11 protein-coding genes and 1 tRNA gene are annotated in these 15,002 nt (G+C 51.4%); 9 read left to right on the top strand and 3 right to left on the bottom strand.

Annotated features, from left to right (window positions below):
• Positions 1–6: 6 nt before the first annotated feature.
• Both ACOTSW_RS12850 and ACOTSW_RS12855 read left to right on the top strand, forming a co-directional pair.
• A complete protein-coding gene (locus tag ACOTSW_RS12850; protein ID WP_423679472.1) occupies positions 7–345 on the top strand; it encodes a P-II family nitrogen regulator in 339 nt (112 codons plus the stop codon).
• A 30-nt stretch (positions 346–375) separates the two neighbouring features.
• Entirely contained in the window at positions 376–1,512 is a 1,137-nt protein-coding gene (locus ACOTSW_RS12855) for an ABC transporter substrate-binding protein (protein WP_423682318.1), read from the top strand.
• A gap of 19 nt (positions 1,513–1,531) precedes the next feature.
• Here ACOTSW_RS12855 and ACOTSW_RS12860 read toward each other — a convergent pair whose 3' ends face one another.
• Together ACOTSW_RS12860 and trxB are read right to left on the bottom strand one after the other, a co-directional pair.
• The gene (locus ACOTSW_RS12860; protein ID WP_423679473.1) at positions 1,532–2,167 is read right to left on the bottom strand and encodes a Smr/MutS family protein; all 636 of its coding nucleotides are present in this window, start codon (positions 2,165–2,167) and stop codon (positions 1,532–1,534) included.
• 12 nt (positions 2,168–2,179) lie between these two features.
• Positions 2,180–3,127 (bottom strand): thioredoxin-disulfide reductase, encoded by a 948-nt coding sequence (gene trxB / locus ACOTSW_RS12865; protein WP_423679474.1) that lies wholly within the window; start codon positions 3,125–3,127, stop codon positions 2,180–2,182.
• Between the two features lie 247 nt (positions 3,128–3,374).
• Here trxB and ACOTSW_RS12870 point away from each other — a divergent pair, with 247 nt between their 5' ends.
• The 4 genes from ACOTSW_RS12870 (at position 3,375) to serS (ending at position 9,413) form a co-directional block, all read left to right on the top strand.
• Positions 3,375–5,720: a DNA translocase FtsK gene (locus ACOTSW_RS12870; RefSeq protein ID WP_423679475.1), complete on the top strand. Its 2,346-nt coding sequence runs from the start codon at positions 3,375–3,377 to the stop codon at positions 5,718–5,720.
• A 74-nt stretch (positions 5,721–5,794) separates the two neighbouring features.
• Complete coding sequence (lolA, locus tag ACOTSW_RS12875) at positions 5,795–6,457, top strand: outer membrane lipoprotein chaperone LolA (protein WP_423679476.1); 663 nt, start codon at positions 5,795–5,797, stop codon at positions 6,455–6,457.
• A gap of 31 nt (positions 6,458–6,488) precedes the next feature.
• Positions 6,489–7,790 (top strand): replication-associated recombination protein A, encoded by a 1,302-nt coding sequence (locus ACOTSW_RS12880; protein ID WP_423679477.1) that lies wholly within the window; start codon positions 6,489–6,491, stop codon positions 7,788–7,790.
• Positions 7,791–8,117: 327 nt separating this feature from the next.
• On the top strand, positions 8,118–9,413 hold the full coding sequence (serS, locus tag ACOTSW_RS12885; RefSeq protein ID WP_423679478.1) for a serine--tRNA ligase: 1,296 nt from the start codon (positions 8,118–8,120) through the stop codon (positions 9,411–9,413).
• A 75-nt stretch (positions 9,414–9,488) separates the two neighbouring features.
• Here the strand turns inward: serS and ACOTSW_RS12890 are convergent, their stop codons facing one another.
• Positions 9,489–11,255: a GGDEF domain-containing protein gene (locus tag ACOTSW_RS12890; protein WP_423682319.1), complete on the bottom strand. Its 1,767-nt coding sequence runs from the start codon at positions 11,253–11,255 to the stop codon at positions 9,489–9,491.
• A gap of 440 nt (positions 11,256–11,695) precedes the next feature.
• Between ACOTSW_RS12890 and ACOTSW_RS12895 the strand changes: the two genes are divergently transcribed.
• From ACOTSW_RS12895 to ACOTSW_RS12905, 3 genes are all read left to right on the top strand, one after another.
• Positions 11,696–11,785, top strand: a tRNA-Ser gene (locus ACOTSW_RS12895).
• Between the two features lie 291 nt (positions 11,786–12,076).
• Positions 12,077–13,636 carry a type I restriction-modification system subunit M gene (locus ACOTSW_RS12900; RefSeq protein WP_423679479.1) on the top strand — a complete coding sequence of 520 codons (1,560 nt, stop codon included), beginning with the start codon at positions 12,077–12,079 and terminating at the stop codon, positions 13,634–13,636.
• Complete coding sequence (locus ACOTSW_RS12905; RefSeq protein ID WP_423679480.1) at positions 13,633–14,895, top strand: restriction endonuclease subunit S; 1,263 nt, start codon at positions 13,633–13,635, stop codon at positions 14,893–14,895. The genes ACOTSW_RS12900 and ACOTSW_RS12905 overlap by 4 nt, the downstream gene beginning before the upstream one ends.
• The last annotated feature ends 107 nt before the right edge of the window (positions 14,896–15,002 follow it).

Here is a 15,002-nt window from a genome sequence, read left to right on the forward strand (position 1 = left end):
TTCATCATGAAACAAATTACAGCTGTCATTAAACCGTTCAAGTTAGATGAAGTGCGTGAAGCGCTGGCAGACGTCGGGGTTACGGGTCTGACCGTGACTGAAGTCAAAGGATTCGGTCGTCAAAAAGGGCATACGGAGTTGTATCGCGGCGCTGAATATGTAGTTGACTTCTTACCCAAAATTAAAGTGGAGGTTGTTGTCGATGACAAAATTTGCGATAACGTTGTCGATGCCATTATCAAAGCCGCGCACACCGGAAAAATAGGTGACGGCAAAATTTTTGTCCAGAATGTCGAGCAGGTGATTCGTATCCGTACTGGTGAAACTGGCGCTGAAGCAGTCTGATTCATTATCTAAACCAGGTATAAGTCTATGATGGTATCCAGATTACTCACAGCTGTATTTGCGGCAATGCTGGCCATGCCAGCGGTCGCTGAAAATGGTGTTAGTGAGCATAAAATTATTATCGGTCAGTCGGCTGCTTTTTCGGGGCCTGCAGCGCAACTGGGCATACAGTTGCATGCAGGCGCGAAAGCCTACTTCGATCACGTGAACAGTACTGGTGGCGTTTTTGGACGCAAGATCGAAATCATCAAACGTGATGATAAATACGAGGCTGATATCGCGGCCGCCAACACCAAGGCGCTGATAGAAACTGATGATGTGTTTGCATTGTTTGGTTATGTCGGCACGCCAACCAGCAATGCCGCGACACCGATATTCACGCAAGCCAAAGTACCGTTCTTTGCGCCATATTCTGGCGCTCAGTCACTGCGGGAACCATTCAACAAGTTAATTTTCAACATTCGCGCCAGCTATTTTGACGAAACCGAACATCTGGTCGATCGTCTGGTGAATACCGGGCTGAAAAATATTGCCGTGTTCTATCAGAATGACGCGTATGGTAAATCTGGCCTGACGGGAGTGGAGCGGGCATTGAAGAAAAAAAATCTTCCGTTGATTGACACTGCGACGGTGGAGCGCAACAGCGTTGATGTAGCCAAAGCCGTCGAGAAAATGATGGCAAAGCGTCCCGACGTGATTATTCAGATCAGCGCTTATTCTTCTTCGGCAGCTTTAATCAAAGAAATGCGCCGTCTCGGATATACCGGGCAATTTTATAATGTGTCGTTTGTCGGTAGTCAGGCTTTGTCCGATGCTTTGGGTAAAGATGGCCCAGGCGTTGTTATTTCTCAGGTAGTACCATTCCCGTGGTCTGCAGCAAACGCAACGGTCGTTGGTGAATACACGAAAATTATGAATAAGGCCGGTATTAAAGACCTGAATTTCTCCAGTCTGGAAGGTTTTATCGCGGCGAAGGTGTTTGTGGAAGGGCTTCGTCGTTCAGGTCAGAATCTGACCCGTGAAAAATTGATTTCCTCATTAGAATCGCTGAATACCAAGAGTTATGATGCCGGTGGTTTTGATATTAACTTTTCATCGTCGAATCACAATGGATCAAAATTTGTTGATATGACCATGATAGGCAAAGACGGAAAATTCAAGAACTGAAAAAAAGGCCTGAGGAAACTCAGGCCTTCAACAATACAATCAGCGCACCCGAACCACCATCGGCGGCGGTCGCCTGACTAAACGCCAGCACTTCATCTTTCTGGATCAGCCAGTTCCGCACTTTATGCTTCAGAACTGGTTCTTTATTGACAGAACCCAGACCTTTGCCATGAATGATCCGTACGCAACGAACGCCGTTTCTACCGCATCGCCTCAGAAAATCACCCAGACTGTCTCTGGCCTGATCGCGGCGCAGACCATGCAAATCTAATTGCGCCTGGATCACCCAGTGCCCCTTGCGTAATTTTCTGACGACATCAACACCGACTCCGGGGCGGGTATAGCTCAGATTTTCGTCCGTCTCCAGTAAAGAGTCGGCATCAAATTCATCAGAAAGCGATTCCTGCAAGGCTGCTTTTTCGTCGGCAATATATTGAAATGGAATCGGTGCAGGACGTACAGGGCTGGCCTGATGCTTGAGCGCTACTTTGAGTGGTTCAACCATCCCTATGCTGGAGCGGAAAATATTGGCTTCTGCCTTTGCTTTTTTTTCCTGCTCCAGACGTTCCGCTTCAGCCCGCTGCCTGGCTTCCTGTTGTGCTTTAAGCTGCTGACCCAGAGCCTTCAGGTCAGCAAAATTTTTCAGTGAGGACATAAATGAGCCGGATTACTCTTCCAGGTAACGCTGCGCATCCAGCGCTGCCATGCAGCCTGTGCCTGCGCTGGTGATTGCCTGACGGTAAACATGATCCTGTACGTCGCCAGCAGCAAATACGCCGGGAACACTGGTTGCTGTCGCCATGCCCTCGGTACCGGTACGGGTTTTGATATAGCCGTTGTGCATGTCCAGCTGACCTTCAAAAATACCTGTATTCGGTTTGTGACCAATCGCCACAAATAAACCATGGACGGGCACTTGTGTAATTACTCCATCCGTCGATTTGATGTTGATGCCAGTTACGCCCGAGTCGTCACCTGTCACTTCGTCCAGCGTGTGGTTCCATTTAATCTCGACTTTGCCTTCTGCAACCTTCGCCATCAGGCGGTCGATCAGAATCGCTTCTGCGCGGAACTTGTCGCGACGGTGAATGACGGTGACTTTACTTGCAATATTTGACAGGTACAGTGCCTCTTCGACTGCAGTATTACCGCCGCCGATAACCGCGACTTCTTTGCCGCGATAGAAGAAACCGTCACAAGTGGCACATGCAGACACACCTTTACCCATAAAAGCCTGCTCTGACGGTAAGCCCAGATACTGTGCCGAGGCGCCGGTGGCAATAATCAGCGAATCGCAAGTGTATTCACCCTGATCACCGATGAGACGGATAGGTTTTTCACTGAGTTTGGTGGTATGAATGTAATCGAAAATAATTTCAGTATTAAAACGTTCCGCATGTTGCAGAAAACGCTGCATCAGCTCCGGACCTTGTACGCCCAGCGGATCTGCGGGCCAGTTTTCGACATCGGTGGTCGTCATGAGCTGTCCGCCTTGCTCTACGCCGGTAATCAATACCGGATTAAGATTGGCACGGGCGGCATAAATAGCGGCGGAATAACCCGCTGGACCTGAACCGAGAATCAATACGCGAGCGTGTTTTTTAGATGTAGACATGAGCAGACCTGCATAAAAAGAGTTGAAGGGGAGGCCAGACGGGAAAATCGATGCCTTCGTTGCTTACAGATGGTGTTGCCGCAGAAAAAAGCAAGCGGTGGTCGCTTTCATTTCATTGCCATCTGCAGATCAGCGCGAATTATAGTCTATCCTCTGGCGCTGCGTGAGGTACCCGGTGTTTGGCTAGCGGGCTCTAACATGCTATCTTGTCAGTCTTTGGTTGTCCGGATGAACATTTTCCTGATTTATGACTACAAGTAACAGCGAAGCCTACACCCGTAGCAGTAAAAGTCCGCCACCTCCGCCGCTGCCCAATAAAATGATGGTGTTGCTGATGGAGGCGCGCTGGCTCGTTTTCGCTGCATTAAGTATTTGCCTCATATTAATCCTTGCGACCTATTCGAAATCTGACCCGGGTTGGTCGCAGTCCAGCGTTGTTCCGAAAATCCATAATCTGGGTGGGAAATTCGGTGCCTGGCTGGCGGATGTCGTTCTGTATATCTTCGGTTTTTCAGCGTGGTGGTGGAGTATCGTTTGCCTGCGTCAGGTCGTGAAGTCTTACCGTCATCTGGCCGACCGGCTGTCTATGCAAGTTGAAACGAAAAACGGCGAAGAGGAAGGCTTGCCTTACCTCCTGGCGCGCATCACCGGATTTGCCCTGCTGATTTGCGGCAGCATGGGGTTGGAGTTTTTGCGTATGCATACCCTGAGCGTGCCATTGCCATTGGCTCCCGGCGGCGTACTGGGCAATGTGATTGGTTCTGCCGCATACAGCGCGATGGGTTTTACTGGTGCGACGCTGTTGTTGCTGATGGCGATGGCCTTAGGCATCAGCTTGTATTTTCAGGTGTCCTGGCTGACGATCGCAGAAAAAACCGGTGCGGCGATAGAAACCGTTTTTGTGTTCATACAAAATAAATATGCAGCGGCAGAAGACCGCCGTGTTGGCCAGACTGCCGCTGTCAAGCGCGAAGAGGTGGTGGTGCAGGAGCGTGCGAAGATTGTGGAGGCGTCGCCGATACGTATCGAGCCACAGGTGGTTGCCGTGCCACGTTCTGATCGCGTGGAAAAAGAGAAACAGGTTTCGCTGTTCAATGAGCTGCCAGACACGAATCTGCCACCGCTTTCTTTGCTCGATGACGCGCCGCCGGTACAGGAAACCGTGAGTGTGCAGACGCTGGAATTCACCAGTCGTCTGATCGAGAAAAAACTCTCTGATTTCGGCGTCGAAGCTAAAGTGGTGGCAGCGTATCCGGGGCCGGTGATTACCCGTTATGAGATTGAACCCGCGACTGGCGTGAAAGGCAGTCAGATCGTCAATCTGGCGCGTGATCTTGCACGCTCGTTGTCGCTGACCTCGATACGGGTTGTAGAAACCATTCCCGGTAAAAATTACATGGGGCTGGAATTGCCGAACCCGAAACGGCAGATTGTCCGCCTGACAGAAATTCTCAGCTCGAAAATTTATCACGACAGCTCATCAAGCCTCACCGTAGCGCTCGGTAAAGATATTGCGGGCAATCCGATTTGTGCCGATCTGGCGAAGATGCCGCATTTGCTGGTGGCCGGTACGACTGGTTCCGGTAAGTCTGTCGGTATCAATGCGACGATCCTGTCGCTGCTGTACAAGTCTGATCCTAACGATGTGCGCATGATACTGATCGATCCTAAGATGCTGGAGATGTCGGTTTATGAAGGGATTCCGCATTTGCTGGCGCCAGTGGTAACGGATATGCGCCAGGCCGGGCACGCGCTGAACTGGGCGGTTGCAGAAATGGAGCGACGCTACAAACTGATGTCGAAACTGGGCGTGCGTAATCTGGCTGGTTATAACCAGAAGATCGCTGAGGCTGCCAAGAAAGAGCAGCATATTCCGAATCCGTTCAGCCTGACGCCGGATGCGCCTGAGCCGCTCGAAAAATTGCCGACCATCGTCATTATCATTGATGAGCTGGCCGATCTGATGATGGTTGTCGGTAAAAAGGTCGAAGAGTTAATCGCCCGCATTGCGCAAAAAGCGCGCGCGGCAGGCATACATTTGATTCTGGCGACGCAGCGACCATCGGTGGATGTGATTACCGGTTTGATCAAGGCGAATATTCCTACCCGTATCGCGTTTCAGGTCAGCAGTAAAATTGACTCGCGCACGATTCTCGATCAGATGGGGGCGGAAACGCTGCTCGGTATGGGCGATATGTTGTACATGCCGCCGGGAACCGGCTTACCGGTGCGGGTGCATGGTGCTTTCGTGTCGGATGACGAGGTTCATCGTGTTGTCGAGCATCTGAAAGCGCAAGGTGAGCCTAACTATGTCGAAGGTATACTGGAAGGTGGTACCCTCGAAGAGGGCAGTGAAGGTGGCGCTGCCGGTGAGGTTGCAGGTGGTGGTGAGGCCGATGCCTTGTACGATCAGGCCGTGGCGATCGTGCTGAAAAACCGCCGCGCTTCGATTTCGCTGGTACAGCGGCATTTGCGCATTGGCTACAATCGCGCTGCCCGTTTGCTGGAACAAATGGAACAAAGCGGTGTCGTATCGACGATGCAGTCGAATGGCAACCGTGAAATTCTGGTCCCGGTCGGAAATGCTGAGTAGCCATGGATAGTAGCGACAGGCGGATCAAGCGGTCGTTATGATGAGCAGTACAGAATAGTAATCAAGGAAAATCAGTGAAGAAGCAAAGTAAAGTAATTAAAGTGGCAAGTGGCCTGCTGGCATGTGTTGTTGCCACCACGCTGTTACCCGCAATCGCCATGGCGTCTGCAGTCGATCAATTCAAATCCTTTGTCTCGAATACCAAAAGTGCTAAAGGGGAATTCGTTCAGCAGCAGATCAAAATGGTGGATGGTAACCCGAAAGTTTCCAAAACCTTCAGCGGATCATTCGTCTTCGCCCGTCCCGGTAAATTCATCTGGACTTACCAAAAGCCGTATGAACAAGTATTGCAGGCGGACGGTGAGAAGCTTTTTATTTTTGATAAAGACCTGAATCAGGTCACGATCAAGGAACTGGGGAGCGCACTCGGCTCCAGCCCGGCAGCGATTTTGTTTGGCAGTGCCGGTGCGGCTGATCTGGATAAAAATTTCGTTCTCAAAGATGTGTCATCGAAGCAGGGTTTGGAATGGCTGGAAGCAACCGCCAAGACCAAAGGCAGCCAGTTTGACCATATCGGCATCGGCATGAAAGACGGCGTTCCGTATGCGTTAGAACTGCGCGATCAGTTCGGGCAGGTGTCGCTGGTGACCCTCAAAAGCATGGAAAAAAATCCTGCTTTGAAAGCAGATCAGTTTAAATTTGTCGTCCCTGCCGGGGCAGATGTGTTCCGTCAGTAATGTCAGTAGTCATGGTCAATAAGATTACAGGATGAACGGACCACGTAAGAAGCTCGCGCCGCTGGCAGAGCGCATGCGTCCGGCGACGCTGGATGATGTGATCGGGCAGCAGCATATTCTGGGCGAGGGCAAACCGCTACGCGTTGCGTTTCAGTCTGGCGAGCCACATTCGATGATCTTATGGGGCCCGCCGGGTGTCGGTAAAACCACGCTGGCGCGCCTGATGGCAGATGCTTTCCATTGCGAATTTATTGCTTTGTCCGCCGTTTTATCGGGCATTAAAGATATCCGCGAAGCCGTTGAACGTGCGCAGATTCTGCAGGCGACTTCGCAACGCCGCACCATCCTGTTTGTTGATGAAGTACATCGTTTCAACAAGAGCCAGCAAGACGCTTTTTTGCCGCATGTGGAAAGCGGTTTGTTTACCTTCATCGGCGCAACGACCGAAAACCCCTCATTTGAAGTCAACAGCGCCTTGCTGTCGCGGGCCGCTGTGTATGTGCTGAAATCGCTGACGGATGATGATCTTGCGCTGATGGTGGATCGCGCCTGCGAGCGTCAGCTCGATGGTCTGCAGATGCTGCCGGAAGCAAAAGCCAGTCTGGTGTCCAGCGCCGATGGCGACGGTCGAAAATTATTGAATAACCTCGATATCGTGGCGCATGCTGCGACCGCCAAAAATCTGACTGTCGTCGATCCTGCGTTACTCAGTGAGTGTCTGGGCGATGCTTTGCGACGCTTTGATAAAGGCGGTGACGCTTTTTACGATCAGATTTCTGCCTTGCATAAATCGGTGCGTGGGTCGAATCCGGACGCTGCGTTGTATTGGCTGGTACGCATGCTCGATGGTGGCGCAGATCCACGCTACATGGCGCGCCGCATCGTCCGTATGGCGTCGGAAGATATTGGTCTGGCTGATCCGCGTGCTTTGCGTATCTGTCTGGATGCAGCTGAAACCTACGAGCGTCTGGGTTCGCCGGAAGGCGAGTTAGCGCTGGCAGAGGCAGTGATTTACCTTGCGTGTGCGGCGAAATCGAATGCAGTTTATAAAGCCTATAACGCGGTCAGGGCGCTGGTCGCCAAAGATAAATCGCGTGTTGTGCCTGAACATTTGCGGAATGCGCCGACCAAGCTCATGAAGCAACTCGGCTACGGCAAACTGTATCGCTATGCCCACGATGAGCCGGATGCGTATGCCGCTGGCGAAACTTATTTGCCGGAGGGCTTGGAAGGCGAATCCTGGTATCACCCCGTACCGCGCGGACTGGAAATCAAAATTGCAGAAAAGCTGGCGTATCTGCGGCGGTTGGATGACGAGGCGGATGGCATTTAACCGCGTCCGTCGATTTGCTGATGCGCTTGATCAGGTTTGAGCGCATTTGCGAACGTCAAAACGCAGTAAAAAAACGTTCAGAAATCGCTTAAAAAGCAGAAAAATGCCTCAAATATACTCCCCGGGGTATCTTTTTTTGCCAGCCTATCCCCCTTTGTTTGTATAGAGATAGGCTGATTTTGCTCATATACTCCCCATTATTTGCATTTACATGCGTTGGCTGGCGTTGAAATTCAGTCGCGGTCGCATGCTATAAGTTTAGGGAAATTCGCCCGCCCTTGCTACAATAGCCGATTAGCTCATTCCACTTATTCGTATCAGATCACTATGATAGATATTCAACTCCTGCGTAAAGATATCGCTGCTGTTGCCGCGCGTCTTGCTACCCGTAAATTCAAACTCGATGTCGATGCGTTTAACGCACTCGAAGGTGAACGTAAGCAGATCCAGTCCCGCACCGAAGAACTGCAAGCCAAGCGCAATAGCTTGTCCAAACAAATCGGTATGCTCAAAGGCAAAGGCGAAGATGCTTCCGCAGTGATGGCCGAAGTCGGCGGCATCGGCGACGAATTGAAAGCCTCAGAGGTGCGTCTGTCAGAAGTGCAGACCGCCATGACGGCATTCTTGCAGACGATACCGAATCTGCCGCACGAATCTGTGGTCGTGGGACAGGACGAAACCGCGAACGTCGAAATCCGTAAAGTCGGTACACCGCCTGTCTTTGATTTCGAGATTAAAGATCACGTTGATATCGGCTCTGCACTGGGTCTGGATTTTGATACCGCAGTCAAATTAACCGGTTCACGTTTCTCGGTCATGAAAGGCGGCATGGCGCGTCTGCATCGTGCGTTGACGCAATTCATGCTCGACACGCAAACTGTCGAACATGGCTACACGGAAATGTACACGCCATACATGGTGAATGCTGATTCCATGCGCGGTACCGGCCAGTTGCCGAAGTTTGAAGAAGATTTGTTCGCTGTCAAAAAAGGCGGACAAGACGGCGAGGGCGAAATCCTGTATCTGATCCCGACATCCGAAGTGACACTGACCAACACTGTGCGCGATGAAATCATTCCGGCAGATGCCTTGCCGATCAAGATGACCGCGCATACACCGTGCTTCCGTTCCGAGGCGGGCAGCTATGGCCGTGATACACGCGGCATGATACGTCAGCATCAGTTCGACAAAGTGGAAATGGTGCAGATCGTCCATCCGGAAAAATCCATGGAAGCACTGGATGAAATGGTTGGTCATGCCGAAGCGATTCTGAAAAAGCTGGGCTTGCCATATCGCGTGGTCAGTTTGTGTACCGGCGACATGGGTTTTGGCGCGACCAAAACTTTCGATCTGGAAGTTTGGTTGCCAGCACAAAATACTTACCGCGAAATTTCATCGGTATCGAATATGGAAGCCTTTCAGGCACGTCGCATGCAGGCACGTTTCCGCAATGCGCAGGGCAAACCGGAAGCGGTGCATACGCTGAATGGCTCTGGCCTGGCGGTGGGACGTACGCTGGTGGCGGTGTTAGAAAATTACCAGCAAGCGGACGGTTCTGTCGTGATTCCGGAAGCGCTGCGTCCTTACATGGGCGGCATGGAAAAATTAGTGCCGGCAGCTTAATGAAGCCGAGATGGCTGATGAACTGAGCTGATCTTGAAAAAAGTCCCGCGTCGAATGCAAAGACGCGGGATTTTTTTATGCCTGTTTCATTTCTGAGCGGCGATCGACAAACAAGCTGTTGCCGTGAATTTTCTTCGCCTGTTTCTTCGCTTCAGAGGCGGCAATCGAAATCTGGTGGTGCGAATAAAACTGATTCGGGCTGGATTTGACCACACCCAGCGACAGACTCACCAGCGGATAAAATACTTTTTTACCTTGCCGGTCTTCGCTCAGATAACCACCGCGTTCGCGGTCTTCATTGTTATAAAAATCCTGAATCTCGGTTGCAAAGCTTTGCAGAATATCGCTGCAACGCTGCTCCCAGTCATCGCTGCGAAACAGAATAATAAAATCATCGCCGCCGATGTGGCCGATAAAATCCATCTGCGAATCGCAATGCCGTTTCAGTACATCGCCTGTCATCTGAATAATATCGTCGCCGCGCCGGTAACCATACACGTCATTAAACGGCTTGAAATGATCGAGATCGCAATAACAGGCGCTGAACCTCTGCTGTTTTTGTAGCAACTGATCAATGTGTTCATTAATCGGCACGTTACCGGGTAACTGCGTCAGCGGATTCGCATAACGTGCAGCGGTAATCTGCATTTGCGTGATTTCGCGCATCAGATCCGGCCCGGTACAAATGCCCAGATATTGCCCCTGATCGGTAATGATGATGCCGTTGATCAGATGCTCAGGATTCGCTTCCACAATGATATGGCTGACATCCTGCATGCTGGTGTTTTTATCGACGACCACCGGGTTGGGGTCCATAAACACCTTGCAGGATTTTTTGCCGTACAACTCGCGCTGATAAGGGCGCGCGAAGCGATCAATCATGTGATAGCGGTTGATGATGCCAATCGGTGTGCCATGATCGACCACCGGTATCATCTGTAATTTCGGGTTCTGCAGAAAAATATCATCGACCTGATTATTCAGCATGGTCGATGGTATCGAGGGAGCTTCTTTCAGAATTTTTTCAACGGCCGCGGTTTGCTCGAAGAAGCCCGAGGCCCGGCGCGACAGATGCTGATGATGCGACACCAGTGCCTTTGCCACCTCCGCCGGAATCGCCTTGCTTGGCGTCGGGTGAGGGCGGGCGATGTGATAGCCCTGACCGCAAGCCACGCCGATATCGCGCACCATCAGCAATTCCGCATGCGTTTCTATGCCCTCGGCAATTACCCGCGTCGCCGATTTCTCTGCAATGCTTTGTATCGAGCGGACAAACTGCGCCTTCACCGGATCATGATCGATGCCCTGGATAAAGTGCATGTCGATTTTGACGTAATCCGGTTTTAATTCCGACCATAAACGCAGACTCGAAAAGCCCTCGCCCAGATCATCAATCGCAATTTCAAAACCCATGCTGCGATAATGAACCACCGCCTCCGACAGCAAAGCGTAATCATGCGTCGGCTGATATTCGGTCAGCTCGATAATGACCCGCTCTGGATTCACGCCCAACTGATGAATGTAATCCAGCGTTTCACCATAGCGTACATCGCGCTGGATCAGGCATTCCGGGCTGACATTCAGAAACAGTTTGCCCGGCAGATTTTGCGCGAAAAATTCTTCCAGCACGATCTTGCGGCACAGATGTTCGACCACGACCGTTAAATTATGCGCCGCCGCCGCTTTAAATAAATTAATCGGTGAATGCAGCGGGCTGTCAGACGGGCCGCGTATCAAGCCTTCGTAACCCAGAATATCGCCATTCTGCATTTCAACGATAGGCTGGAACCGCGCCGTCAGCGAGCGTTGTTCGATGATGCGCTGCAAATGCGCCAGCGTCATCGCATCGTTATCACCCGTCGGCGCACCGGCGGCAATATTGGCGGTTGCCAGGTGCTGATGCACGATGGCCATTCTTTCCTCAGACGCTGCGCTGTTCATTTGGCGGCTTTCCCAAAAACGCGCCGCTGGCTTTTCAGGCTGCAGACGCAAAAACAATCAATAGCAACAATATAATTAGTTGATATGACAAGCGCGTGTCATTATTGCTTTGTGGGAATAAATTAAAATCAGAACTGACGCAAAACCGCCCCAGCGGCGTTATGGCTCCTCGCCGTACTATTCGTACTGTCTTCGTCGCCATGCCTTGCCGGGGCAACTTTGCGTAAGTCCTGAAAGTAAGAGCCATCAAATGGATGCGTGATCGAATCGCACTTTGCTAGGAAAGCAAAGATTTCTTTGCTATAATCAGCGGCTTCGTTTTATAGCGAACAACCAAAGCCGGAGAGGTGGCAGAGTGGTTGAATGTACCTGACTCGAAATCAGGCGTACTGTAACAGGTATCGGGGGTTCGAATCCCCCTCTCTCCGCCAGTATTCAAAGAAAAGCCCTTGATTTTCAAGGGCTTTTTCATTTGTTTCTCACCGATGAAGTTGGGGCGACGACGAGGTGTTTCGGCATTCCTTGTACAGAAGAAATGCCGGCAAACATCAATAAACTTGCAGAGGTGTTCGCTGACGCGATCACCTGAAAACGACTCCTATCGAAAGTGATCAAACCAAATCAAAACAGCGTCGCTAGTTAAATGGCAACACATAATTCGAGCCAACTTCATTCGTAAGATAAAATGGCTCTAAATACAATATTGAAAAAGAGATAGATTTATGACCAGCACCGAACAACGCGCCGAACTGCAACGCCGTATCTGGCAAATCGCCAATGACGTCCGTGGTGCCGTCGATGGATGGGACTTCAAGCAATACGTACTGGGCACGCTGTTTTATCGCTTCATCAGCGAGAACTTCATTGATTACATCACCGGCGGCGACCCTGCCGTCAATTACGCTGCTATGGCAGACAGTGATCCGAACATCGAGTCGGCCAAAGACGATGCCATCAAGACCAAGGGTTACTTCATTTACCCCAGCCAGCTGTTCGTTAATGTTGCTGCCAATGCCAACACCAACGAGAGTCTGAACACCGATCTGGCCAACATCTTCAAGGCCATTGAGGCCTCGGCCAGCGGCTATCCGTCCGAGCAGGACATCAAGGGCTTGTTTGCAGACTTCGACACCACTAGCAACCGTTTGGGCAACACCGTCAAAGACAAGAATGTCCGTCTGGCTGCCGTGCTCAAGGGAGTGTCAGAGCTGGACTTCGGCGGTTTCGATGCCAGCCACATCGATCTGTTCGGTGATGCTTATGAATTCCTGATCTCCAACTACGCGGCCAACGCTGGCAAATCTGGTGGCGAATTCTTCACGCCGCAGCATGTGTCCAAGCTGATTGCCCAGCTGGCGATGCACAAGCAAACCAGCGTCAACAAGATTTATGACCCGGCTTGCGGCTCGGGCTCGCTGCTGTTACAGGCCAGAAAGCACTTTGACGCGCACATTATCGAAGACGGCTTCTTCGGGCAGGAACTCAACCACACCACCTATAACCTGGCGCGGATGAATATGTTCTTGCACAACATCAACTACGACAAGTTCAACATCCAGCTTGGCGACACTCTGCGTGAACCGCATTTTGGCGACGACAAACCATTTGACGCCATTGTCTCCAACCCCCCGTATTCTGTGAAGTGGATCGGCAGCGACGACCCCACGCTGATCAACGACGAACGCTTTGCCCCCGCTGGTGTGCTCGCGCCCAAGTCCAAGGCCGACTTTGCCTTTGTATTGCACGCGCTCAACTACCTCTCCAGCAAAGGCCGCGCTGCGATTGTCTGCTTTCCCGGCATCTTCTACCGGGGCGGGGCTGAGCAGAAAATCCGCCAGTATCTGGTGGATAACAACTACGTCGAAACCGTGATCTCTCTTGCGGCCAACCTGTTTTACGGCACCACCATCGCGGTGAACATTCTGGTGCTGGCGAAAAACAAGAAAGACACGACGACTCAGTTCATCGATGCCAGCGGGCTATTCAAAAAAGAAACCAATAACAACGTGCTGCTGGATGCGCACATCGAAGAAATCATGGCCGTGTTCGACAGCAAGAAAAACGTCGAGCACTTTGCCAAGTCGGTGCCGCTGGAGCAGGTGGCGGCCAATGACTACAACCTGTCGGTCAGCAGCTATATCGAAGCCCGCGACACCCGCGAAGTAGTGGACATCACCCAGCTCAACGCAGAGCTGAAAACCACGGTGGCCAGAATTGACCAGCTTCGCAGGGACATTGATGCCATCGTTGCCGAGATTGAAGGCGAGGAGTTGGAGGCATGAGCGGCATCAATTATCTGGACAAACTGTTGGACGGTGTGGCCGTGGAGTGGCCGGCATTGGGGGAGGTGGCTGAAGTTAGAAGCGGCTGGGGTTTTCCTAACGCCTATCAAGGGCATGCTGACGGCGACTATCCATTCTACAAAGTTAGTGACATGAATATCGTTGGAAATGAAACAACGATGGTTACTGCCAATAATTACATTGATGCAAACACTATAAAAAAGCTTGGGATTAAGCCAGCACCAGAAGGTACTGTGATTTTTCCGAAAATTGGAGCTGCTGTAGCCACAAACAAGAAGCGCCTTCTTTCAATGCCATCGGCCTACGACAACAATGTCATGGGCTTGATTGCTGGAGAGAAGGTTAATTCCCGTTTTCTGTATCACTGGATGCAAACGATTAATCTGAGCACACTTGCAAATGATTCTGGGGCGGTTCCCTCGATTCGTAAAAGTGAAATGGAGATGCTGCCAGTCCCCATCCCCTGCCCCGATAACCCCAAAAAATCGCTGGAAATCCAGGCCGAAATCGTCCGCATCCTGGACGCCTTCGCCGAGCTGACCGCCGAGCTGACCGCCGAGCTGACCGCCCGCAAAAAACAATACAACTACTACCGCGACCAGTTGTTGAGTTTTGAAGGGGGGGAGGTGGAGTGGAGACCTTTGGGGGAGATTGCGGTGGTGCAACGTGGCGCCTCACCTCGTCCGATCGCAAAGTTCATTACCGATGACCCCGACGGCGTTCCATGGATCAAAATCGGCGACACGTCGCCGGGATCAAAGTACGTTTACGAAACCGCTCAAAAGATCACAAAAGAAGGGGCAAAAAGTTCCAGAATTCTTGAGAAAGGCGATTTCATCCTTTCCAACTCAATGAGCTTCGGCAGGCCGTACATTCTTGAAATCAGTGGAGCGATTCATGACGGCTGGGCGTCGATCAGTAAATTCTCTGGTGCTTTAAATTCCGATTTCCTGTATCACTATTTATCGTCGAACACCGTCCAAAACTACTGGGCCGGAAAAATCAACAGCGGATCAGTCAGCAACTTAAATGCAGATATCATCAAAACACTCCCTGTACCTATTCCAACGCTTGTGCGACAGAAATCTATCGCAATGCTGCTCGACAAATTCGACACGCTAACCACATCGATCACCGAAGGCCTTCCCCGCGAAATCGAGTTGCGCCAACAGCAATACGCCTACTACCGCGATCTGCTGCTGAGCTTCCCCAAGCCGGCAGAAACGGCAGAGGTTTGAGATGAGCGACATCACCCAACACACCGATTACCGCCAGGCACTGGCGACCATCAAGCAGCGCATCCAGACTTCCCGGACGCGGGCGGTGCTGGCGGTAAATGCTGAGC

This window comes from Undibacterium sp. WLHG33, assembly GCF_049544815.1.
In the GTDB taxonomy this organism is placed as follows: Bacteria; Pseudomonadota; Gammaproteobacteria; order Burkholderiales; family Burkholderiaceae_D; genus Undibacterium.

Coding starts and splice junctions, on each gene's coding strand:
- ACOTSW_RS12890 (WP_423682319.1), bottom strand. CDS start 11,255: ATGACGCTGGCGCATTTGCAGCGCATCATCGAACAACGCTCGCTGACG.
- ACOTSW_RS12860 (WP_423679473.1), bottom strand. CDS start 2,167: ATGTCCTCACTGAAAAATTTTGCTGACCTGAAGGCTCTGGGTCAGCAG.
- ACOTSW_RS12905 (WP_423679480.1), top strand. CDS start 13,633: ATGAGCGGCATCAATTATCTGGACAAACTGTTGGACGGTGTGGCCGTG.
- ACOTSW_RS12880 (WP_423679477.1), top strand. CDS start 6,489: ATGAACGGACCACGTAAGAAGCTCGCGCCGCTGGCAGAGCGCATGCGT.
- ACOTSW_RS12900 (WP_423679479.1), top strand. CDS start 12,077: ATGACCAGCACCGAACAACGCGCCGAACTGCAACGCCGTATCTGGCAA.
- trxB (WP_423679474.1), bottom strand. CDS start 3,127: ATGTCTACATCTAAAAAACACGCTCGCGTATTGATTCTCGGTTCAGGT.
- ACOTSW_RS12870 (WP_423679475.1), top strand. CDS start 3,375: ATGACTACAAGTAACAGCGAAGCCTACACCCGTAGCAGTAAAAGTCCG.
- ACOTSW_RS12855 (WP_423682318.1), top strand. CDS start 376: ATGGTATCCAGATTACTCACAGCTGTATTTGCGGCAATGCTGGCCATG.
- ACOTSW_RS12850 (WP_423679472.1), top strand. CDS start 7: ATGAAACAAATTACAGCTGTCATTAAACCGTTCAAGTTAGATGAAGTG.
- serS (WP_423679478.1), top strand. CDS start 8,118: ATGATAGATATTCAACTCCTGCGTAAAGATATCGCTGCTGTTGCCGCG.